We start from the raw sequence: 21,519 nt of genomic DNA on the forward strand, positions 1-21,519 counted from the left end.
CGACGTCGGTGCCATCGACGCCGGTGCCGCCGAAGCCGGTGTCGTCAGAGGCGGCGCCGGAAGACGTCCGTGAGGTTGTTGGTGTCGCCCGGGACGAGGTCGCCGTCCGTGGCGTTGAAGACCACGGTGCCCCCGAAGGCGTCCACGGACGGCCTGAACGACGAGGCGGTGCTCTGCGAACCGTCCTGGGTGAGGCTCACCCGCTCGGTGCGTCCGGTCCACAGGTCGCGGCGGAAGACGTCCGTCTGCTGGTTGGTGTCGTCCGGCACCAGGGTCTCGACGTCGGACGTGAAGTACACCCAGCGGCTGTCGTAGGTCATGACGGGCTCGGACGAGGAGAGGTCCGTCGTGGTGCCGGGGAGCGGGGTGCTGACCTGGGTGACGGTGCCGGTGGCCAACTCGCGGGCGTAGACCACCAGGTGGACCCCGTGCGAGCCGGGCCGCCCGCCGGGCTGGGGGACGCTGTAGACGGCGTAGCGGCCGTCGGGGCTGATCCGGCCGTCCTGGCCGGAGGCCCGGAAGGCCCCCGTCTCGTCGTAGCTGGCGCCGCTGATCCGGCCGGTGCGGGCGTCCCAGACGTAGAAGGGGTAGAACCGGGGCACCGCCAGCCGGGGCTGCGCGCCGGTGGTGGGTGCGGGTGCGGGTGCGGTGGCGTCGTCGGCCGGGTCGGAGGTGCCGGAGGTGTCGGCGGAGGTGCCGGAGGTGTCGGCGGAGGTGCCGGAGGTGCCGGCGGGGTCCTGCCCGGGTGGGAGCAGGTTGCCGGCGCGCGAGGTGAAACCGACGGTCCGGCCGTCCGCGCTCAGGGTCGGCTCGAAGGAGTTCTGGTCGGCGGGCGTGCCGTCGGCGCCGACCGTGATCAGCCGGGTGGTGTGGGTCCAGCGGTCGGTGACGTAGACGTTCACCTTGCCGCGCTTGACCGTCGCCCCGAGGTCGGTGCGGTCGGAGGCGAAGGCCACGTAGCGGCCGTCCCAGCTCAGGCTGGGGTTGATGGCCCTGCGGATCGACTGGTCGTCGGACGTCGAGCCGGTGCCGGCGCTGATCAGCTCGGTGCGGCCGGTCCACCGGTCGCGGACGAAGACGTCGTACTCGTGCTTCTGCTGGCCGGGCACCACGTTGGTCGCGGCGGTGCTGAACGCCACGTACCGGCCGTCGCCGCTGATCGAGGCGTCGTAGACGCTCGCGTCCAGCCGGGAGCCGTCGTCGGCCAGGTCGACCTGTTGGACGTGCCCGTTCCGGAGGTCCTTGACGTAGAGGCCCTCGGTGGCATCGGTGTGACCGGGGACGAGGTTGGTCGCCGTCGAGCTGAACAGCACGGAGCGGCCGTCGGAGGTCAGCCCGAGGCCGTAGGAGTCGCCGTCGAGCCCCTCGCCCTTGGGCCCCTCGCTGACCCGGGCGGTATCGCCCTTGGGCGGCCGGGCCTCGGCGGCGGGCATCACGGCGCCGACCGCGGTGGCGGCGGCCAGGACGCAGGCGGCGCGGGCCACCCGGCGGCGGGTGCGTGCGGTGGTCATCGATCATCCTCCCCAGATGACGGTGCCGGGCCCGCTCGACCCCCGCGGCCCGTTGGACACGAGCCAAGCGCCGCCCGGCCCGGCGGTCAACGAAGTGAAGCGATCTCGTCCGGAAATACGTCACCGGTGGTACCTCCGTCCGACCTCGCGCTCCCGCCGCGGGCCGATCCTTCCGGTCGGGAACCCCGGCCCGCCCGGTCCGGTCCGCCGCGCTGGCAGAATTGGCTTGTGATCGACGCACGACGGCTGCGGACCCTGCGGGCCGTGGCGGACCACCGCACCGTGACCGCCGCGGCGGCCGCCCTCTACCTGACCCCCTCCGCGGTCTCCCAGCAGCTGGCCGCCCTGGAGCAGGAGACCGGGCACCACCTGCTCGCCCGCGAGGGCCGGGGTGTGCGGCTGACCGCCGCCGGGGAGATCCTGCTCGGCCACGCCGATGTCGTGCTCGCCCAGCTGGAACGCGCCGAGGCCGACCTCGCCGCCTACAGCGCGGGCGTCTCCGGCGAGGTCACCGTGGCCTCCTTCGCCACCGGCATCGGGCTGGTGCTCGCCCCCGCGATCGGCCTGCTCGGCGAGCGCGCGCCAGGGGTGCGGCTCAAGGTGCTGGACGCCGAGGGCGACGCCAGCCTGCCGATGGTCCTGGAGGGGCGGGCCGACCTAGCGGTGGCCGTCGAGTACCGCGGCGCTCTGCGCGCCGACGACGCGCGGCTCACCCGGGTGCCGCTGTACGCCGAGCCCTTCGAGGCCGTCCTGCCGCTCGGCCACCGGCTGGCCGGCGAGGCCGGACCGCTCGCCGTCGCCGCGCTGGCCGACGAGCCCTGGATCGGCCCCTACCCGGGCAACCCCTGCCACGACGTGGTCCTGCTGGCCTGCGAGCACGCCGGGTTCCAGCCGCGGCTGCTGCACTCCTCGGACGACTTCCGGGCCGTGGTGGCGCTGGCCTCGGCGGGCGCCGGGGTCGCCCTCGTCCCGCGCTCGGCGCTGCGCGGCGTCGACCTCGGCCAGGTGGCCGTCCGCCCGGTGGACAGCGAGCTCGCCACCCGTCGGGTCTTCGCGGCCGTCCGGGCCGGCGCCGACGGGCACCCGCTGATCCGCCCGGTCCTCGACGCCCTCGCCGAGGCGGCCGCCGCGGGCGCGTAGCGCGGCGGGGGCTGTGGCGGAGGCTGTGGCGGGGCGTCCGGAAAGCGGGAGGGTCCGTCAGCGAGGGGTCCGGAAAGGGATGTGCGGCTGCTCGGCGTCCCGGGTCGGGCGGCCGCGCCGTGTGCAGGTGGCGTGGCGTCCCGGCCCGGGCGGCCGTGCAGCCGCTGGTCGGTGGGGGCGGTCGGAGGGCCCGACCGCCGGGGTCACCCGGTCGTGAGGGTGATCAGGCGGACGGCGGGGGCGGAGACCACCTGCACCGTCTCGGTGTCGGGCAGGCGCAGCTTGGCGAAGCCGCCCTGGAAGGCCACCAGTGCCTTGGGCACCGAGGAGACCGCCTCACCGTCCGCGTTCACCACCGTGTAGCCGGCGACCAGTTCGACGGCGGCCTCGGCCCAGTCCTCGTTCATGCGTCCCCCGTGTACGAATGTCCCGCAAAAACGGTACTGATCGGTACCGACTGGAGGACGGTACCGACCGGTGCCGTTTGGCGTCAAGAGCGGTTAGGATCGCCTCCATGGCAGTCAACGCACGGGCGCGCCTGCTGAGCACGGCAGAGTCCCTCTTCTACGCCAACGGGATCCACGCGGTCGGCGTGGAGCGCATCCTCTCCGAGTCCGGTGTGGGCCGGGCCTCCTTCTACCGGCACTTCGCCGGCAAGGAGGCCCTGGTGACCGCCGTCCTGGAAGGCCGGGACGCGCGGTGGCGCGCCTGGCTCTCCGAGCGGGTCGCGGCCCACGGCGGCCACCCGCTCAACGTCTTCGACGCGCTGGCCGAACGGTTCGCCGCGCAGGACTACCGCGGCTGCGTCGCCATCAACACGATGACCGAGATCGCCGACCGCGCCAGCCCGGCCCGCGAGATGGCGGCGCTGCACAAGAGGCGCGTCATCGAGCTGGTCGAGCAGCTCATGCGGGACGCGGACATCCCCGAACCGGACCGCCGCGCACGGCAGTTCGCCCTGTTGATGGACGGCGCCATCGTCACCGCCCTGCGCGAGGGCACCGCGGACGCCGCCTGGCGGGCCCGCGGCATCGCGGAATCCCTGCTGGCCGCCTGAGCCCCGGCCGTACCGCCGGACCCTGCTGACCCGCCAGCCCACTCGACGGGTGTCCCGGCGTCCGGTGTCTCCCATGTGAAGCACTGTGACGGGTTGGTGGCGTGCGGGAGCCGGTGAATAGAGTGGGGGTGATGGTGTCGACGTGCGTGTGGAGAATCCGATGAGTTCGACCTCTGTCCCCGACGGTGGCCTTCTTCCGGTCGGGGTCATCGGGATCGGTGATATTGCGCAGAAGGCGTATCTGCCGGTTCTGGGCGGGTTGCCGGGGTTGGATCTGCGGTTGATGACCCGGGACGGGGCGAAGCTGGACCGCATCGGTGACGCGTACCGGATCGCGGCCGAGCGCCGGTTCACCGACCTCGGCGCGCTGATCGGCTCCGGCATCCGGGCCGCCTTCGTGCACGCCGCCACCGACCAGCACGTCCCGATCGTCGAGCGGCTGCTCACCGCCGGGGTGGACGTCTACGTGGACAAGCCGCTCGACTACACCCTCGACGGCGCGCGCCGGCTGGTCGACCTCGCCGACCGCACCGGCCGCTCGCTGATGGTGGGCTTCAACCGCCGCCACGCGCCCGGTTACGTCCAGGCCAAGGAGCGCCCGCGCGACCTGATCGTGTTGCAGAAGAACCGCGAGGGTCTGCCCGAGGAGGCCCGCACCCTGGTCTACGACGACTTCATCCACGTCGTGGACCTGCTCCGCTTCCTCGTCCCCGGCGAGATCGAGCACGTGGACGTCCGCTCCCGCAGCCGCAACGGCCTGGTCGAGCACGTGGTCCTCACCCTCGGCGGGCAGGGCTTCACCGCGCTCGGCATCATGAACCGGGTCTCCGGCTCGACCGAGGAGGTCCTGGAGGTCTCCGGCGGCGACTCCAAGCGCGAGGTGCACAACCTGGCCGAGGTGATCGACCACCGCGGCCAGCCGACCGTGCGCCGCCGTGGCGACTGGGTGTCGGTCGCCCGCCAGCGCGGCATCGAGCAGTGCGTGCTCGCATTCCTGGACGCCGTCCGCGCCGGGCGGACCCTCGACGCCCACGACGCGCTGCGCACCCACGAGCTGTGCGAGCTGGTCGTGGAGCGCGTCGAGGCTTCCTGGGAGTCCGCCGGGAGCGGGCTGTGAGAAGGCTGTGAGCAGGCCGGGCTGACCGTCGGTCAAGTCACCTGGGCGGAACCGACAGTTCACTGACGAGGTCTTGTCGGGGCATTTTCTACGCGCGTATCTTGAGGGGCGCCGCGGGGGGCGGGCGTCCGTCCCCTGCTCTTCCTCTACGCGAGTAGCGCGCGCTTCGACCGCGCCTCCGCCCGGACCGCCGTGCCACGACCGTGCCGCACGACGGAGCTAGGAGACCTGCCCCGGTGACCACCGCCCCCGCATCCCGCCCGCACAGAACCCTGCTGCGCGCCGCCCTCGTCCCGGCCTCGCTCGCCGCCTCGCTGGTGCTCGTCCCGCTCCCGGTGGCCAACGCCGCCGGCGCCGCCACCCCCGCCCCGACCGAGGCCGGCCCGCTGCGGATCCACGACGTCCAGGGCACCACCCGGATATCCCCGCAGGCCGGCAAGCCCGTCACCGGCGTGCCCGGCATCGTCACCGGCGTGCGCGCGTACGGCAGTTCCAAGGGCTTCTGGATCCAGGACCCGAACCCGGACGCCGACCCGGCCACCAGCGAAGGCATCTTCGTCTTCACCGGCGGCAACCCGACCGTCAAGGTCGGCGACTCGGTGCTGGTCAGCGGCAAGGTCACCGAGTACTACCCGAGCTACTCCGGCGGCTCGCAGTCCGTCACCGAGATCTCCGCCCCGGGCATCACGGTCGTCTCCGCCGGCAACCCGCTGCCCGCCCCCGTGGTCGTGGACACCCGCAACATCCCCGGCACCTACTCCCCGGCGGCCGGCGCGGACGGGACCATCGACGCCGTGAAGCTCGACCCGGAGAAGTACGCCCTGGACTTCTACGAGTCCCTGGAGGGCATGCTCGTCCAGGTCAAGGACGTCCGGGTGGTCCAGGCGACCGACCAGTACAACGAGCTGTGGGTCGCCGCCGACCGCCAGGACCAGCGCAGCAAGCGCGGCGGCGTCCTGTACGAGTCCTACCGCGAGCCCAACGTCGGCCGCCTGATGGTGCAGCAGCAGGCGCCGGTCTCCCAGCAGCCCTTCCCGGTGGCCAACGTCGGCGACGAGCTGACCGGCGCCACCACCGGCCCGCTGGACTACAACAACTTCGGCGGCTACACGCTCGTCGCCGGCACCGTGGGAACGCTGAAGGACAACCACCTCCAGCGCGAGGTCACCGCCCAGGCGAGCGACCGCGAACTCACCCTCGCCACCTACAACGTGCAGAACCTGGCCCCGAACAACCCGGACGCCAAGTTCGCCCAGCTGGCCCAGGGCGTCGTCACCAACCTGCGCTCGCCCGACATCGTCGCCCTGGAGGAGATCCAGGACGACAACGGCTCCAAGAACGACGGCACGGTCGACGCGAGCCAGACCGTCGCCAAGTTCGTCGCCGCGATCAAGGCGGCCGGCGGCCCGGCCTACGACTGGCGCTCGATCGACCCGCAGGACGGCAAGGACGGCGGCGAGCCCGGCGGCAACATCCGCCAGGTCTTCCTGTTCAACCCGCAGCGGGTCTCCTTCACCGACATCGCGGGCGGCAACGCCACCACCGCCGTCGGCGTCACCGGCACCGGCGCCGCCGCCGCGCTGACCGCCTCGCCCGGCCGGATCCAGCCCGGCGACGAGGCGTGGACCAACAGCCGCAAGCCGCTGGTCGGCCAGTTCGTCTTCCGCGGCCAGAAGGTCTTCGTGATCGCCAACCACTTCAACAGCAAGGGCGGCGACCAGGGCATCGACAGCCGGTTCCAGCAGCCGACCCGCAGCTCGGAGGTGCAGCGGGTCAAGCAGGCCACCGTCGAGCAGGCCTTCCTCTCCCAGCTGCTGGCCGCCGACAAGGAGGCCAAGGTCGTCTCCCTCGGCGACTTCAACGACTACCAGTTCTCGCCCGCCCTGGCGACGCTCACCAAGGGCGGCGTGCTGCGCGACCTGGTGAACGAGCTGCCGGAGACCGAGCAGTACTCCTACGTCTACCAGGGCAACTCCCAGGTGCTGGACCACATCCTGGTCAGCCCCGAGGTCGGCTACGCCAAGTACGACGTGGTTCACATCAACTCCGAGTTCGCCCAGCAGGCGAGCGACCACGACCCGCAGGTGGTCCGCATCAAGCCGTGACGCGGGCCGTGACGCGGTCTGTGATGCGAGCCGCAGTGCCGGCTGTGATGCGGGCCGCAGTGCGGGCCGTCGTGCGGGCCGCCGTGCGCATCGCGGCGTGAGCTGCGGTTATCCTGCCTCCGCCACCGGTGATCACCGGTGGCGGAGGCAGCGTCGTTGTGACGGCCCGGGTGACGGGGGAGAACGTGCAGTACCGGATCGAGCGGATCGGCCGCGAGGACTGGCAGCGCCTGCGGAAGGTGCGCCTCGCCCAACTCCTCGACACGCCCATGGCGTTCGGCGAGACCCACGAGTACGCGAGCCACCAGGGCGAGGGCAACTGGCGGGCCCGGACGAACTGGGTCAACGAACCCGACAAGGTCGGCCTGGTCGCGGTCGACGCCGAGGGGGAGTGGGTCGGCACGATGCTGTCGGTCGTCACCAAGGAGCAGCCCGGCGCCGTCGACCTGATCGGCGTCTGGGTCGACCCGGCGCACCGCGGCCGCGAGCGCGGCGTCGCGGACGCCATGCTGGACGCGGCCCTCGCCTGGGCGCGCGGCCTGGGCGCCGACCGGATGCTCCTCGGGGTGCACGAGGCGAACCCCCGCGCCGCCGCCTTCTACCTGCGGCGCGGGTTCGCGTACACCGGGGGCGAGACGCCGTACGTGCTGGACGCCTCGGCGCGCATCCTGGAGATGGCCCTCCCGCTGGGCTGATGCCGCCCTGCGGCAGCCTCAGCCGACCTCCTGCGACAGCCCAGCCCCAGTCGCCGCCCTGCGACAGTCCCAGCTGCCGCCCTGCGACAGTCCCAGCCGACGTACTCGGCGTCTCAGCCGACGTACTCGGCCAGGGCCTCGCCGGTCGGCGTGGAGCGGGCGGCGACCAGGTCGGCCGGGGTGCCCTCGAAGACCACTCGACCGCCGTCGTGGCCGGCGCCCGGGCCGAGGTCGATGATCCAGTCGGCGTGCGCCATGACCGCCGGGTGGTGCTCGATCACGATGACCGACTTGCCGGACTCGACCAGCCGGTCCAGCAGCCCGAGCAGTTGCTCGACGTCGGCCAGGTGCAGGCCGGTGGTCGGCTCGTCCAGGACGTAGACGCCGCCCTTGTCCGCCATGTGAGTGGCCAGCTTGAGCCGCTGTCGCTCGCCGCCGGAGAGCGTGGTGAGCGGCTGGCCGAGGCTGAGGTAGCCGAGCCCGACGTCCGCCAGCCGCTCCAGGATCCGGTGCGCCGCCGGCAGCTTGGCCTCGCCCGAGCCGAAGAACTCCTCGGCCTCGGTCACCGACATCGCCAGCACCTCGGCGATGTCCCGGCCGCCCAGCCGGTACTCCAGCACGGCGGGCTGGTACCGCTTGCCCTCGCAGTCCTCGCAGGTGGTGGCCACCCCGGCCATCATCGCCAGGTCGGTGTAGACCACCCCGGCGCCGTTGCAGGTCGGGCAGGCACCCTCGGAGTTGGCGCTGAACAGGGCCGGCTTGACGTCGTTGGCCTTGGCGAAGGCCTTGCGGATCGGTTCGAGCAGCCCGGTGTAGGTGGCCGGGTTGCTGCGCCGCGAGCCCTTGATCGCGCCCTGGTCGACGGAGACCACGCCCTCGCCCGCAGCCCCCGACTGTCGACACAGTGAGCCGTGGATCAGCGAACTCTTGCCGGAACCGGCCACCCCGGTCACCACCGTGAGCACCCCCAGCGGCACGTCCACGTCCACGTCCCGCAGGTTGTGGGTGTTCGCTCCCCGGATCTCCACGTGCCCGGTGGGCTTGCGCACGCTCTCCCGCAGCGGGGCCCGGTCGGCCAGGTGGCGGCCGGTCACGGTGCCGCTGCTCCGCAGCCCGTCGACACCGCCCTCGTAGCAGACCGTGCCGCCCGCCGTACCGGCGCCGGGGCCGAGGTCGACCACGTGGTCGGCGATCGCGATGGTCTGCGGCTTGTGCTCGACCACCAGCACGGTGTTGCCCTTGTCGCGCAGGCGCAGGAGCAGCTTGTTCATCCGGTCGATGTCGTGCGGGTGCAGGCCGGTGGTCGGCTCGTCGAAGACGTACGTGGTGTCGGTGAGCGAGGAGCCGAGGTGGCGGATCATCTTGACCCGCTGCGCCTCGCCGCCGGACAACGTGCCGGACGGGCGGTCCAGCGAGAGGTAGCCGAGGCCGATCTCCACGAAGGAGTCGAGGGCCTGCCGCAGGGTGGTGAGCAGTGGCGTCACCGAGGGCTCGTCGAGCCCGCGGACCCAGGCGGCGAGGTCGCTGATCTGCATCGCGCAGGCGTCGGCGATGCTGATCCCGGCGATCCTGGAGGAGCGGGCGGCCTCGCTGAGCCGGGTGCCCTCGCAGTCGGGGCAGGTGGTGAAGGTGACGGCGCGCTCCACGAAGGCGCGGATGTGCGGCTGCAGCGCGTCCTTGTCCTTGGAGAGCATCGACTTCTGGATCTTGGGGATCAGGCCCTCGTAGGTGAGGTTGACGCCGTTGACCTTGACCTTGGTCGGCTCCCGGTACAGGAAGTCCTGCAGTTCCTTCTTGGTGTACTTGCGGATCGGCTTGTCCGGGTCGAGGAAGCCCGAGTTGGCGTAGATGCCGACGGTCCACCAGCTGTCGGTCTTCCAGCCGGGGATGGTGATCGCGCCCTCGGAGATCGACTTGCTGTCGTCGTACAGCTGGGTGAGGTCGATGTCGGAGACGTTGCCCCGGCCCTCGCAGCGCGGGCACATGCCGCCGGTGATGCTGAAGCTGCGCCGCTCCTTGACGGTCTTGCCGCCGCGCTCGACGGTGACCGCGCCTGCCCCGCTGATCGAGGGGACGTTGAAGGAGAAGGCCTTGGGCGAGCCGATGTGCGGGGTGCCGAGGCGGCTGAAGAGGATGCGCAGCATCGCGTTGGCGTCGGTGGCGGTGCCGACGGTGGAGCGCGGGTCGGCGCCCATCCGCTGCTGGTCGACGATGATCGCGGTGGTCAGGCCCTCGAGGACGTCCACCTCGGGGCGGGCCAGGGTGGGCATGAAGCCCTGGACGAAGGCGCTGTAGGTCTCGTTGATCAGCCGCTGGGACTCGGCGGCGATGGTGTCGAAGACCAGCGAGCTCTTTCCCGAGCCGGACACGCCGGTGAACACCGTCAGCCGGCGCTTGGGGAGGTCGACACTGACGTCCTTGAGGTTGTTCTCGCGCGCGCCGTGGACGCGGATCAGGTCGTGGCTGTCGGCGGCGTGCGACGCGGGGTGCGCGTCCGTCCTCTTGGGCATCGTTCGGTCTCTCCCTGTCGATCGGGCGGGCCCGTCCCCGCGGTCACGGTCGGCGGTGCACCCCTCGATCCAACCAGAATCGAGGGGGTCCGGTCCGGCCGGTGCCGGGGGCGGGCCCGTCGGGGCTACGGCTGCCGGGCTTCGGCTGGTGTCGGGGTGCCGACCGGTTCAGCGCACCTCGTTGAAGCGGACCATGTTGCCCGCCGGGTCCCGGAAGGCGCAGTCGCGCAGGCCCCACGGCTGCTCGGTGGGCTCCTGCACCAGCTCGGCGCCGCCGGACTTCAGCCGGTCGAAGGTGGCGTCCAGGTCGGCGGTGGCCAGGACGAGCCGGGCGTAGGTGCCCTTGGCCATCATCTCGGTGATCGTCTTGCGCTCCTCCTCGGTGACGCCGGGGTCGGCGGCCGGGGGCTCCAGCACCACCGAGACGCCGGACTGGCCGGGCGCCCCGAAGGTGATCCAGCGCATCGCGCCGCCGCCGACGTCGTTGCGGACCTCGAAGCCGAGCAGGTCGCGGTAGAAGGCGAGGGAGGCCTCGGGGTCGGTGTGCGGAAGGAAGGACCAGTGAATGGTGATGTCGCTCATGACCGCAACGCTAGGCGCGGCCCCCGACCGGGTGCTTCTCGAAAACTGATCGGTCCCCGCGGGCGGCGAACCGGAGCCGGGTGATCGCGGCGGGTGGCCGTGATCTCAGGAAAACAAGCAGGCATGATTGCTTTTTTCTTCGGGCGGTGCCACGCTGCTGCCCGACGGCGCTCGTGCGGGAGTGCCGCCAACTCACCTTCAGGGGAGGCGCATTGATGCGCGAACGCGCGGTACTGCGGATCGGCAACGCCTCGGGGTTCTACGGGGACCGCTTCGCGGCGGTGCGGGAGATGCTCACCGGTGGGCCGCTGGACGTGCTCACCGGGGACTACCTGGCCGAGCTGACCATGCTCATCCTGGCGCGGGACCGGCTGAAGGACCCGTCGCGCGGGTACGCCCGGACCTTCCTGCGGCAGATGGAGGAGTGCCTCGGCCTGGCCCGCGAGCGCGACGTGAAGATCGTGGTGAACGCGGGCGGCCTCAACCCGGCCAGGCTCGCCGACGAACTGCGCGAGCTGGCCCGGCGGCTGGGAGTCGAGACGGCCGTCGCGCACGTCGAGGGCGACGACCTGCTGCCGCGCCGGGAGGAACTCGGCCTACCGACAGGCCTGTTGGCCGCCAACGCCTATCTCGGCGGCTTCGGCATCGCGGCCTGTCTGCGTGCGGGAGCGAACGTGGTGGTCACCGGCCGGGTGACGGACGCGGCGCTGGTCGCCGGCCCCGGGATCGCCCGGTTCGGCTGGACTCCGGAGGACCTCGACGCCCTCGCCGGGGCGGTCGTCGCCGGGCACGTCCTGGAGTGCGGCGCCCAGGCGACCGGCGGCAACTACGCGTTCTTCCGCGAGCACGACGTGACCCGCCCCGGCTTCCCGATCGCCGAGCTGCACGCCGACGGCTCCAGCGTGATCACCAAGCACCCGGGCACCGGCGGCGCCGTCACCACCGGCACCGTCACCGCCCAACTCCTGTACGAGACCGGCGGATCACACTACCTCGGCCCGGACGTCACCGCCCGACTGGACACCGTCCGGCTCACCGAGGAGGGACCGGATCGGGTCCGGATCGACGGCGTACGGGGCGAGGCCCCGCCGGCCACGCTGAAGGTCGGCCTCAACTCGCTCGGCGGCCACCACAACGAGGTGGTGTTCGTCCTCACCGGCCTGGACATCGAGGCCAAAGCCGCCCTGGTGCAACGGCAGTTCGCCGCGGCCCTGCCGCCGGAGGCCCGCCCCGCCGAACTGCGCTGGACGCTCGCCCGCACCGACCACGCGGACGCCCCGACCGAGGAAGCCGCCTCCGCCCTCCTCCGGCTGACCGCCCGCGACCCCGACCCGGCCAGGGTCGGCCGCGAACTCGGCAAGGCAGCAGTGGAGTTGGGCCTGGCAGGCTACCCCGGTTTCCACCTCACCGCCCCACCCGGACCGGGCGCGCCGTACGGGGTGTTCACCGCCGCCTACGTCGACGCCAAGGCCGTCGAGCACACCGCCGTCCTGCCGGACGGCCGCCGGATCGCCGTCCCGCCCGCGCCGGTCACCGGCCAAGTCACCACCGCCGAACAGCGGTTGCCCGAACCGCTGACCGCCGGGCCGACCCGCCGGGCCCCGCTCGGCCTGGTGGCCGGCGCCCGCAGCGGCGACAAGGGCGGCGACGCCAACCTCGGCGTCTGGGCCCGCACCGAGGCCGGCTGGCGCTGGCTCGCGCACGCCCTCACGGTGGAAAGGCTGCGCGAACTCCTCCCTGAAACAGAGCAGTCGGACGTCACCCGGCACCTGCTCCCGAACCTGCGCGCGGTCAACTTCACCATCACCGGCCTGCTCGGCGAGGGCGTCGCCGCCCGGCACCGCTTCGACCCGCAGGCCAAGGCCCTCGGCGAGTGGCTGCGCTCCCGCCACCTCGACATCCCGACGGCGCTCCTGGCCCCGGAACCGCTCCTGGCCTCGGAACCGTTCCTGGCCCCGGAACCGCCCCGGACCTCGGAACCGCGACCCGACAGCCCGACCGTACGTCTCGACAGCCCGGAGAGGCCGCTGTGACCGTCCTGCCCACCCGCGTCGACCCGGCCGGGCCCGAGTACGCCGAACACCGCGCCGCGATGCTCGCCAAGCTCACCGACCTGGACGCCGAGCACGCCAAGGCGCTGGCCGGCGGCGGCCCCAAGTACCTGGAGCGCCACCGCAAGCGCGGCAAGCTGCCGGCCCGTGAGCGGATCGAGCTGCTGATCGACCCGGACTCGCCGTTCCTGGAGCTGTCCCCGCTGGCCGCCTGGGGCAGCGACTACCAGGTCGGCGCCGCGCTGGTCACCGGCATCGGCGTGATCGAGGGCGTCGAGTGCGTGATCACCGCCAACGACCCCACCGTGCGCGGCGGCGCCAGCAACCCCTGGACGCTGCGCAAGGCCCTGCGCGCCAACGAGATCGCGCTGCACAACCGCCTCCCGCTGGTGAACCTGGTCGAGTCGGGCGGTGCCGACCTGCCCAGCCAGAAGGAGATCTTCATCCCCGGCGGCGCCCTCTTCCGCGACCTCACCCGGCTGTCCGCCGCCGGAATCCCCACCGTGGCCGTGGTGTTCGGCAACTCGACGGCCGGCGGCGCGTACGTCCCCGGCATGTCCGACCACACGGTGCTGGTCAAGGAGCGCGCCAAGGTGTTCCTCGGCGGCCCGCCGCTGGTCAAGATGGCCACCGGCGAGGAGGCCGACGACGAGTCGCTCGGCGGCGCCGCGATGCACGCCCGCACCTCCGGCCTCGCCGACCACTTCGCGGTGGACGAGGCGGACGCGCTGCGGCTGGCCCGCCGGATCGTCGCCCGGCTCGACCACCGCAAGCCCGGCCCGGGCCCCGACCCGCTGGCCGAGCCGCCGAGGTACGACGAGGAGGAGCTGCTGGGCATCGTCCCCGGCGACCTCAAGGTGCCCTTCGACCCGCGCGAGGTGATCGCCCGGCTGGTCGACGGCTCCGACTTCGACGAGTTCAAGCCGCTCTACGGCGCCAGCCTGGCCACCGGCTGGGCCCGCCTGCACGGCTACCCGGTCGGCATCCTGGCCAACGCGCAGGGCGTGCTGTTCAGCGCGGAGTCCCAGAAGGCCGCCCAGTTCATCCAGTTGGCGAACCAGCGGAGCACCCCGCTGCTGTTCCTGCACAACACCACCGGCTACATGGTCGGCAAGGACTACGAGCAGGGCGGCATCATCAAGCACGGCGCGATGATGATCAACGCCGTCGCCAACTCCACGGTGCCCCACCTGTCCGTCCTGATGGGCGCCTCCTACGGCGCCGGCCACTACGGCATGTGCGGCCGGGCCTACGAGCCGCGCTTCCTGTTCTCCTGGCCGAGCGCCAAGTCCGCGGTGATGGGCCCGCAGCAGCTCGCCGGGGTGCTCTCGATCGTCGCCCGGCAGTCGGCCGCGGCGAAGGGCCAGCCCTACGACGAGGACGCGGACGCGGCGATCCGGGCGATGGTCGAGCAGCAGATCGAGGCCGAGTCGCTGCCGGTGTTCCTGTCCGGCCGCCTCTACGACGACGGCGTGATCGACCCGCGCGACACCCGTACGGTGCTCGGCCTGTGCCTGTCCGCGATCCACAACGCGCCGGTCGAGGGCGCGCGTGGCTACGGCGTCTTCCGAATGTGAGCCAGTCCTGTGACGGAGCCACGAATGACTTCCAAGACATCGATCGGCAATCTGCTGGTCGCCAACCGGGGCGAGATCGCCCGCCGGGTCTTCCGCACCTGCCGTGAGCTCGGCATCGCGACCACCGCCGTCCACTCCGACCCGGACGCCGACGCCCCGCACGTGCGCGAGGCCGACGCGGCCGTCCGGCTGCCGGGTGCCGCGCCCGCCGACACCTACCTGCGGGCCGAGCTGATCGTCCGCGCCGCGCTCACGGCCGGGGCCGACGCCGTCCACCCCGGGTACGGATTCCTGTCCGAGAACGCCGAGTTCGCACAGGCCGTGCTGGACGCGGGCCTGGTCTGGGTGGGCCCGCCGCCGGCCGCGATCGCCGCGATGGGCTCCAAGACGGCCGCCAAGCGGCTGATGGCCGAGGCCGGGGTGCCCGTCCTGGGCGCGCTCGCCGAGCCGACCGAGGCCGACCTGCCGGTCCTGGTCAAAGCGGCGGCGGGCGGCGGCGGCCGGGGCATGCGGGTCGTCCGGAGCCTCGCGGACCTGCCCGGCGAACTGGCGGCCGCCCGTGCCGAGGCGGCCAAGGCCTTCGGCTCGGACGAGGTGTTCTGCGAGCGCTACCTGCCCGCCGGGCGGCACGTCGAGGTCCAGCTGCTGGCCGACGCGCACGGCACGGTCCGGGCGGTCGGCGACCGCGACTGCTCGCTGCAGCGGCGGCACCAGAAGGTGATCGAGGAGGCCCCCGCCCCCGGCCTGCCGGCGCAGGTCCGCGCCGAGCTGCACGCGGCCGCGGTGAGCGCCGCCCGGGCGATCGGCTACGTCGGCGCCGGCACCGCCGAGTTCCTGCTCGCCGAGGACGGCCGGTTCTGGTTCCTGGAGATGAACACCCGGCTCCAGGTGGAGCACCCGGTCACCGAGGCGGTCACCGGACTGGACCTGGTGGCGCTCCAACTCGCCGTCGCCGAAGGGGAGAAGCTTCCGCCGGAGCCACCGGCGACGCACGGCCACGCGATCGAGGCCAGGCTGTACGCGGAGGACCCGGCCAAGGACTGGCAGCCCGCCACCGGCACCCTGCACCGCCTCGAACTCACCGTCCCGCACCAGCAGTTCACCGGCCGGGGGATCCACCCGGACTCCGGCGTGCGGCTGGACTCCGGAGTCGAGGCCGGCAGCGAGATCACCCCGCACTATGACGCGATGCTCGCCAAGGTGATCGCCTGGGGGCCGACCCGCGCGGCCGCCGCCCGCCGACTGGCCGACGCGCTGGCCCGGGCCCGGATCCACGGGCCCGCCACCAACCGGGAGTTGCTGGTCCGCGCGCTGCGGCATCCGGCGTTCCTGGGTGAGTGCCTGCACACCGGATTCCTGGCCGAGCACGGCGCCGAGCTCACCGCGCCGGACACCAAGGGCGCCGAACGCGCCGCCTTGGCCGCCGCCCTCGCCGACGCCGCCGCCCGGCGGGTGGCGGCGTTCCCGTCCGGCTGGCGCAACCTGCCCTCCCAGCCGCCGCTCAAGCGCTACCGGGCGGACGACGGAGCCGAGTTCGAGGTCCGCTACCGCCTCACCCGCACCGGTCTGCGGGCCGAGGACCACCCGGACGTCGAGCTGGTCGAGGCCACCCCCGACCGGGTCGTGCTGCGCGAGGGCGGGCTGCGGCGCACCTACCGCGTGGCCCGCCACGGCGACCGGGTGTACGTCGACACCCCCGCCGGCGGCAGCGTGCTCACCGCCCTCCCGCGTTTCCCCGACCCCACCGTCCGCACCGACCCCGGTGCCCTGCTCGCCCCGATGCCCGGCACGGTCGTGCGCACCACCGCCGCCGTCGGGGACACCGTCACCGCCGGACAGCCGCTGCTCGTGCTGGAGGCGATGAAGATGGAGCACCGCGTCACCGCCCCCGCCGACGGCGTCCTCGTCGAACTCCGCGCCACCCCGGGCCGGCAGGTCGAACTCGGCACCCTGCTGGCCGTCGTCAAGTCCCCCCAAGAGGTTGAGCCCCCAAGAGGCTGAGCCCCCAGAGGCCTGAGGAAGGAACCACCGCATGTCCGCCATCGGCAGTCAGCTCCTCGAAACCCCCGAACGCCGGGCCCTGCGCCAGGCCGTCGGCGACCTCGGCCGTCGCTACGGCTCCGCCTACTACCTCGCCAAGGCCCGGGCCGGCGAGCCCGCCGACGAACTGTGGGCGGAGGCCGGCAAGGCCGGCTACCTCGGTGTCAACCTGCCCGCCGAGTACGGCGGCGGAGGCGGCGGCATCACCGACCTCGCCATCGTCCTCGAGGAACTGGGCACCGCCGGCTGCCCGTTGCTGCTGCTCATCGTCTCACCGGCGATCTGCGGCACCGTGATCGCCCGCTACGGCACCGAGGAGCAGAAGCAGCGCTGGCTGCCCGGCCTCGCCGACGGCAGCCGCAAGATGGCCTTCGGCATCACCGAGCCGGACGCCGGCTCCAACGCGCACCGGATCTCCACCGTCGCCCGCCGCGACGGCGAGGACTGGCTGCTCACCGGCCGCAAGGTGTTCGTCTCCGGCATCGACCACTCCGACGCCGTCCTGTTCGTGGCCCGCACCGAGGACGCTCGCACCGGCAAGCTGAAGCCCTGCCTGTTCGTCGTCCCGCGCGAGACCCCGGGTTTCGAGTACCGGGCGATCCCGATGGAACTCGTCGCCCCCGAGAAGCAGTTCCAGGTCTTCCTGGACGACGTCCGGCTGCCCGCCGACGCCCTGGTCGGTGACGAGAACGCGGGCCTGCTCCAGCTGTTCGCCGGCCTCAACCCCGAGCGCGTCCTCACCGCCGCGTTCTCCCTCGGCCTGGCCCGCCAGGCGCTCGGCAAGGCCGTCGAGTACGCGAAGACCCGCACCGTCTGGTCCACCCCGATCGGCGCCCACCAGGGCCTGGCCCACCCGCTGGCGCAGTGCGCGGTGGAGATCGAGCTGGCCCGGCTGATGACCCAGAAGGCCGGGCTGCTCTACGACGCGGGCGAGGACCTCGCGGCCGGTGAGGCCGCCAACATGGCCAAGTACGCCGCCGGCGAGGCCGCCGCGCGGACCGTCGACCAGGCGGTGCAGACCCTCGGCGGCAACGGCCTCACCCAGGAGTACGGGCTGGGCGCGCTGCTGGCCGCCACCCGGGTCGGCCGGGTCGCCCCGGTCAGCCGCGAGATGGTGCTCAACTACGTCGCCCAGCACACCCTCGGCCTGCCGAAGTCGTACTGAGCCGGGCCGTCGTGACCGCTGCTCACCGCGAGGAGGACAGGTGGGCGAACACCACGGTGTTGGACTCGTACCCGGTCTTCCGGTCGAACTTCCCGCCGCAGGTGATCAGCCGCAGCTCCGCGCGGTCGGCGCTGTCGGCGCCGTACACCAGGGCGTCCGGGAAGTCCTTCTTCGGGAACACCTGGACGGAGTCGATGGTGAACACGGCGGTGTGCCGGTCCTTGCGGGTCACCTCGACGGTGTCGCCCGGGCGCAGCAGTCCGAGCCGGTAGAAGACGGCCGGCCCGCTGTGGTTGTCCGCGTGTCCGACGACGATCGCGTTCCCGGCGGCCCCGGGCGCGGCGCCGTCCCGGTACCAGCCGGTCAGGTTGCGCTGCTCCATCGGCGGGGTGGCGAGCTGCCGGGCGGCGGTCAGCCCGACGCCGGTGACCGGGGCGTCGACCTTGATCGCGGGGATCCGGATCCTGGTCGGAACCGAGGCCGGCAGCGGCGGCGCGGGCACGGGGGCCGGAACCGGGGCCGGCGTCGGGGCGGCGGCCGGCGAGGCGGGTGCCGAGGCGGCGGGTGCCGAGGACGCGGGCGGCAGTGGTGGCCCGTTCCGGCCGGTGGTGCCGTTGTGGACCAGCCAGACGCCGCACGCCGCGAGCGCCAGCGCGGCGACCCCCGCCCGCCAGGGCAGGGGGCCGCCGCGCGGCGCGCGGGTGGGGCGGTCAGGACTCGGCATTGCGCCCGGGGCGGCGGCGCATCGCGCGGATGGTGAGTCCGCCGGCGCCGACTACCAGTGCGACGCCGCCGACCACCTCGGCGGTGTTCGCCCCGGAGGTGCCGCCACCGCCGGTGCCCACCCCGCCGTGCGGGCCGGGCTTGGGCGAGTGGCTCGGTGACGAGGACGGCGAGGAGGAGGTCGAGGGAGACGGCGACGAGGTGGCGCAGGAAACGTCGAAGACCTTCTGCTTCGCGTTCCCGTTATCGCCGACGAACGTCCATTCGAGCTTGTAGTGCCCGTCGGGCAGGCTGTACGTCTGCGTCGAGCCGGTGCCGGTGGCCAGCACGATCGACCCGGCCGGCACCTGCGCGGTGCCGGTCGGCGGCTGCTGCGAGATCGTCCAGTTGACCAGCGTGACGGTGTCGAAGTTGAAGGCGTCCAGGTAGAACTGGCAGACCTTCGGGTCGTCGTTCCGGCTGGCCACCGGCGTGGTGCTGTCGTGGATCTCGACGTCACCGTTGTCGCCCGGCGCGGCCAGCGCGGCCGGCGCCGCGCCGAGGGTGAGCGCGAGGGCGGCGCCGGCGGCGGCGAGCAGCCGGCGGGCCGGGGGCAGGGGAGGGGAGGTGGTGCTCACGGTGGGGTGCTCCAGGGTCCGAGGCCGCCCTGGGCTGGGCGGCCGTGGTGCAACACCGTCCGCGCGGGCGCCCCCCGGGAGCAACTGTGCCACGCGAGCTCCGCCCCCGGTTCCCCACAATGGCCCAGCCTCCCCCCTGACTGTCCGTATGCTCCTGAACACGCCCTCGCAGGTTTTGTTGCCGCGTCAACTTCCTTACTGGAGGCTTACCTTGGTGTTCCGCAGCGATTTCCCGGACGTCCCCGTGGTCGACCTGCCGATCCATGACGCGGTCCTCGGCGCCGCGGCCCGGTACGGCGACCGGCCGGCTCTGATCGACGGCCTCACCGGGGAGCGGGTCAGCTACGCGCAGCTCGCCGCCGCCGTCGAACGGGTCGCCGCCGGGCTGGCCGAGTCGGGCGTGCGCCGGGGCGACGTGGTCGCCCTCTTCAGCCCCAACTCGATCACCTACCCGATGGCCTACTACGGCGCCACCCGGGCCGGCGCCACCGTGACCACGGTCTCCTCGCTGGCCACGCCCGCCGAACTCGCCGGCCAGCTGCGCGACAGCGGCGCCCGCCGGCTGGTCACCGTCTCCCCGTTCCTGCCGACCGCCCGTACGGCCGCCGAACTGCTCGCCGAGCAGGGCCACCCGCTGACCGAGATCGTCGTGCTGGACGGCGCCGACGGCCACCGCTCGCTCGCCGACCTGCTGGCCGCGCCCGGCCCCGCCCCCGAGGTCGCGATCGACCCCGGCGAGGACGTCGCCGTGCTGCCCTACTCCAGCGGCACCACCGGCCTGCCCAAGGGCGTCATGCTCACCCACCGCTCGATCGCCACCAACCTCGCCCAGTGCGACGCCCTCTACCGCCCCGCCGAGGGCGAGCGGGTGCTCGCCGTCCTGCCGTTCTTCCACATCTACGGCCTCGCGGCGCTGCTCAACCAGCCGCTGCGCTGCGGCGCCACCGTGGTCGTGCTGCCCCGCTTCGACCTGGAGCAGTTCTGCCGCGCCGTCGAGGAGCACCGGGTACAGGCCCTGGTGGTGGCCCCGCCGATCGCCCTCGCCCTGGCCAAGCACCCGGCCGTGGAGCGCTTCGACCTCTCCTCCGTCGAGTACCTGCTGTGCGCCGCCGCCCCGCTGGACCGCGAGCTCGCCGACGCCTGCGCCCGGCGCCTCGGCCTGCCGCACCTGCTCCAGGGCTACGGCATGACCGAGCTCTCCCCGGTCACCCACGTGGTCTCCCCACGGGAGGGCGACCCCTCGCTGGGCTCGGTCGGCCGGATGGTCCCCTCCACGGAACTGCGGATCACCGCCCTGGACGGCTCCGACGGCGACCTCGGCGCCGGCGAGCGCGGCGAGCTGCTGATCCGCGGCCCCCAGGTGATGAAGGGCTATCTCGGCCGCCCCGCCGAGACCGCCGCCGTCATCGACGCCGACGGCTGGCTGCACACCGGCGACGTCGGCTATGTGGACGAACGCGGCTACCTGCACATCGTCGACCGGGTCAAGGAACTGATCAAGTACAAGGGCTACCAGGTCGCCCCCGCCGAGCTGGAGGCCGTTCTGCTCGGCCACCCGCAGATCGCCGACGCCGCCGTGATCGGCGTCCCGGACGCCGAGGGCACCGAGTGTCCCAAGGCCTTCGTGGTCCGCGTCCCGGGCAGCGGCCTGACCGCCGAGGAGGTCACCGGGTACGTCGCCGGGCAGGTCGCTCCGTACAAGAAGGTCCGCGCGGTGGAGTTCGTCGACGCCGTCCCCAAGTCCCCGGCCGGCAAGATCCTCCGCCGCGAACTGCGCGCCCGCGAGGCCGAGCGCGCCGCCGTCAGCTGAGTGCGTCGCCGTCGGCTGAGTGCGCCGCCGCCCCGGGCCCGCCGCCGACCCGGGCGACCCGGGCGACCCGGGCCCCGGCGGGCGAAGACCGGCGCCCGTCTGTGAGGATCGACCCGCCGCGCCCCCACCGGAACAGGAGCCGCCCGCCGCCATGACCAGCCACGCCGCCGCCCGCACCCCCCAGCAGGACCGCAGCCGCGCGACCCGGGCCCGGCTGCTCGCGGCGGCCGTGGACTGCCTGGCCGAACGCGGCTGGAACGGCTCCACCGTCACCGTCGTCGCCGAGCGTGCCGGCGTCTCCCGGGGCGCCGCCCAGCACCACTTCCCGACCCGCGAGGACCTCTTCACCGCGGCCGTCGAGCACGTCACCGCCGAGCGGCTGGCAGCCGTCCGCGCCCACGCGGACGAGCTGCCGGCCGCCGGCCCCGACCGCACCCGCGCCGTGGTCGACATGATCGTCCGCCTCTACACCGGCCCGCTGTTCCGCGCCGCCCTGCACCTGTGGACCGCCGCCGCCACCGAGGAGGCGCTGCGCGAGCGGATCATCACCCTGGAGGGACACGTCGGCCGGGAGGCCCACCGGGCCGCCGTGGAGTTCCTGGACGCCGACGAGACCCGCCCCGGCGTGCGCGAATCGGTGCAGGCCACCTTGGACCTCGCCCGCGGGCTGGGCCTGGCCAACCTGCTCACCGACGACAGCCTTCGACGATCCGGAGTGATCCGGCAGTGGGCGGGCATTCTGGAGAGTACGCTGCGCCCGGTAGGCCCATGACGCCCGTACACCCGGAGCGGCCGGAGAACCTCTGACCAAGGGGTCGC

At 73.2% G+C, this 21,519-nt stretch carries 17 protein-coding genes; 11 read left to right on the forward strand and 6 right to left on the reverse strand.

Annotation, left to right across the window (positions count from 1 at the left end):
• Window positions 1-44: 44 nt before the first annotated feature.
• Window positions 45-1,511 carry a hypothetical protein gene (locus ACZ51D_RS20405; protein WP_465663157.1) on the reverse strand — a complete coding sequence of 489 codons (1,467 nt, stop codon included), beginning with the start codon at window positions 1,509-1,511 and terminating at the stop codon, window positions 45-47.
• A 228-nt stretch (window positions 1,512-1,739) separates the two neighbouring features.
• On the opposite strand from ACZ51D_RS20405, the gene ACZ51D_RS20410 reads away from it, so the two are divergent.
• Complete coding sequence (locus ACZ51D_RS20410; protein WP_360502921.1) at window positions 1,740-2,651, forward strand: LysR family transcriptional regulator; 912 nt, start codon at window positions 1,740-1,742, stop codon at window positions 2,649-2,651.
• 203 nt (window positions 2,652-2,854) lie between these two features.
• On the opposite strand, the gene ACZ51D_RS20415 is transcribed toward ACZ51D_RS20410, so the two are convergent.
• Complete coding sequence (locus ACZ51D_RS20415; RefSeq protein WP_465618858.1) at window positions 2,855-3,058, reverse strand: hypothetical protein; 204 nt, start codon at window positions 3,056-3,058, stop codon at window positions 2,855-2,857.
• A 107-nt stretch (window positions 3,059-3,165) separates the two neighbouring features.
• Between ACZ51D_RS20415 and ACZ51D_RS20420 the strand changes: the two genes are divergently transcribed.
• The 4 genes from ACZ51D_RS20420 (at window position 3,166) to ACZ51D_RS20435 (ending at window position 7,625) form a co-directional block, all read left to right on the forward strand.
• Complete coding sequence (locus ACZ51D_RS20420; protein WP_360502927.1) at window positions 3,166-3,708, forward strand: TetR/AcrR family transcriptional regulator; 543 nt, start codon at window positions 3,166-3,168, stop codon at window positions 3,706-3,708.
• Between the two features lie 160 nt (window positions 3,709-3,868).
• Window positions 3,869-4,825: a Gfo/Idh/MocA family protein gene (locus ACZ51D_RS20425; RefSeq protein WP_465663159.1), complete on the forward strand. Its 957-nt coding sequence runs from the start codon at window positions 3,869-3,871 to the stop codon at window positions 4,823-4,825.
• A gap of 236 nt (window positions 4,826-5,061) precedes the next feature.
• Window positions 5,062-6,930, forward strand: coding sequence for an endonuclease/exonuclease/phosphatase family protein (locus tag ACZ51D_RS20430; protein ID WP_465663161.1), 1,869 nt, complete (start codon window positions 5,062-5,064; stop codon window positions 6,928-6,930).
• Window positions 6,931-7,058: 128 nt separating this feature from the next.
• On the forward strand, window positions 7,059-7,625 hold the full coding sequence (locus ACZ51D_RS20435) for a GNAT family N-acetyltransferase (protein WP_360502936.1): 567 nt from the start codon (window positions 7,059-7,061) through the stop codon (window positions 7,623-7,625).
• 113 nt (window positions 7,626-7,738) lie between these two features.
• On the opposite strand, the gene ACZ51D_RS20440 is transcribed toward ACZ51D_RS20435, so the two are convergent.
• The gene (locus ACZ51D_RS20440) at window positions 7,739-10,135 is read right to left on the reverse strand and encodes an ATP-binding cassette domain-containing protein (protein ID WP_465663163.1); all 2,397 of its coding nucleotides are present in this window, start codon (window positions 10,133-10,135) and stop codon (window positions 7,739-7,741) included.
• Between the two features lie 168 nt (window positions 10,136-10,303).
• A complete protein-coding gene (locus ACZ51D_RS20445; protein WP_465618869.1) occupies window positions 10,304-10,717 on the reverse strand; it encodes a VOC family protein in 414 nt (137 codons plus the stop codon).
• A gap of 215 nt (window positions 10,718-10,932) precedes the next feature.
• On the opposite strand from ACZ51D_RS20445, the gene ACZ51D_RS20450 reads away from it, so the two are divergent.
• Genes ACZ51D_RS20450 through ACZ51D_RS20465 form a run of 4 tightly spaced genes read left to right on the forward strand, consistent with a single transcriptional unit; the run spans window position 10,933 to window position 17,550 of the window.
• Window positions 10,933-12,750 (forward strand): acyclic terpene utilization AtuA family protein, encoded by a 1,818-nt coding sequence (locus ACZ51D_RS20450; protein ID WP_465663165.1) that lies wholly within the window; start codon window positions 10,933-10,935, stop codon window positions 12,748-12,750.
• On the forward strand, window positions 12,747-14,345 hold the full coding sequence (locus ACZ51D_RS20455; protein ID WP_360502945.1) for an acyl-CoA carboxylase subunit beta: 1,599 nt from the start codon (window positions 12,747-12,749) through the stop codon (window positions 14,343-14,345). The genes ACZ51D_RS20450 and ACZ51D_RS20455 overlap by 4 nt, the downstream gene beginning before the upstream one ends.
• 24 nt (window positions 14,346-14,369) lie before the next feature.
• Entirely contained in the window at window positions 14,370-16,346 is a 1,977-nt protein-coding gene (locus ACZ51D_RS20460) for an acetyl/propionyl/methylcrotonyl-CoA carboxylase subunit alpha (RefSeq protein ID WP_465618873.1), read from the forward strand.
• Between the two features lie 31 nt (window positions 16,347-16,377).
• Window positions 16,378-17,550 carry an acyl-CoA dehydrogenase family protein gene (locus ACZ51D_RS20465; protein ID WP_360502951.1) on the forward strand — a complete coding sequence of 391 codons (1,173 nt, stop codon included), beginning with the start codon at window positions 16,378-16,380 and terminating at the stop codon, window positions 17,548-17,550.
• Between the two features lie 22 nt (window positions 17,551-17,572).
• Here the strand turns inward: ACZ51D_RS20465 and ACZ51D_RS20470 are convergent, their stop codons facing one another.
• Both ACZ51D_RS20470 and ACZ51D_RS20475 read right to left on the reverse strand, forming a co-directional pair.
• The gene (locus tag ACZ51D_RS20470) at window positions 17,573-18,274 is read right to left on the reverse strand and encodes a class F sortase (RefSeq protein WP_465618875.1); all 702 of its coding nucleotides are present in this window, start codon (window positions 18,272-18,274) and stop codon (window positions 17,573-17,575) included.
• Window positions 18,261-18,890: a hypothetical protein gene (locus ACZ51D_RS20475; RefSeq protein WP_465663167.1), complete on the reverse strand. Its 630-nt coding sequence runs from the start codon at window positions 18,888-18,890 to the stop codon at window positions 18,261-18,263. Before ACZ51D_RS20475 ends, ACZ51D_RS20470 begins: the two co-directional genes overlap by 14 nt.
• Before the next feature lie 211 nt (window positions 18,891-19,101).
• On the opposite strand from ACZ51D_RS20475, the gene ACZ51D_RS20480 reads away from it, so the two are divergent.
• Window positions 19,102-20,700, forward strand: a complete 1,599-nt coding sequence (locus tag ACZ51D_RS20480; RefSeq protein ID WP_465618879.1) for a 4-coumarate--CoA ligase family protein — start codon at window positions 19,102-19,104, stop codon at window positions 20,698-20,700.
• A gap of 151 nt (window positions 20,701-20,851) precedes the next feature.
• Complete coding sequence (locus ACZ51D_RS20485) at window positions 20,852-21,472, forward strand: TetR/AcrR family transcriptional regulator (RefSeq protein WP_360502962.1); 621 nt, start codon at window positions 20,852-20,854, stop codon at window positions 21,470-21,472.
• Window positions 21,473-21,519 lie beyond the last annotated feature (47 nt).

The sequence above is a fragment of the Kitasatospora sp. NPDC033851 genome (assembly GCF_055576085.1).

Excerpts from the sequence above, each read along its gene's own strand:
- ACZ51D_RS20405 (WP_465663157.1), bottom strand. The coding sequence starts at position 1,511 with ATGACCACCGCACGCACCCGCCGCCGGGTGGCCCGCGCCGCCTGCGTC.
- ACZ51D_RS20415 (WP_465618858.1), bottom strand. The coding sequence starts at position 3,058 with ATGAACGAGGACTGGGCCGAGGCCGCCGTCGAACTGGTCGCCGGCTAC.
- ACZ51D_RS20420 (WP_360502927.1), top strand. The coding sequence starts at position 3,166 with ATGGCAGTCAACGCACGGGCGCGCCTGCTGAGCACGGCAGAGTCCCTC.
- ACZ51D_RS20425 (WP_465663159.1), top strand. The coding sequence starts at position 3,869 with ATGAGTTCGACCTCTGTCCCCGACGGTGGCCTTCTTCCGGTCGGGGTC.
- ACZ51D_RS20440 (WP_465663163.1), bottom strand. The coding sequence starts at position 10,135 with ATGCCCAAGAGGACGGACGCGCACCCCGCGTCGCACGCCGCCGACAGC.
- ACZ51D_RS20445 (WP_465618869.1), bottom strand. The coding sequence starts at position 10,717 with ATGAGCGACATCACCATTCACTGGTCCTTCCTTCCGCACACCGACCCC.
- ACZ51D_RS20450 (WP_465663165.1), top strand. The coding sequence starts at position 10,933 with ATGCGCGAACGCGCGGTACTGCGGATCGGCAACGCCTCGGGGTTCTAC.
- ACZ51D_RS20460 (WP_465618873.1), top strand. The coding sequence starts at position 14,370 with ATGACTTCCAAGACATCGATCGGCAATCTGCTGGTCGCCAACCGGGGC.
- ACZ51D_RS20465 (WP_360502951.1), top strand. The coding sequence starts at position 16,378 with ATGTCCGCCATCGGCAGTCAGCTCCTCGAAACCCCCGAACGCCGGGCC.
- ACZ51D_RS20470 (WP_465618875.1), bottom strand. The coding sequence starts at position 18,274 with ATGCCGAGTCCTGACCGCCCCACCCGCGCGCCGCGCGGCGGCCCCCTG.
- ACZ51D_RS20485 (WP_360502962.1), top strand. The coding sequence starts at position 20,852 with ATGACCAGCCACGCCGCCGCCCGCACCCCCCAGCAGGACCGCAGCCGC.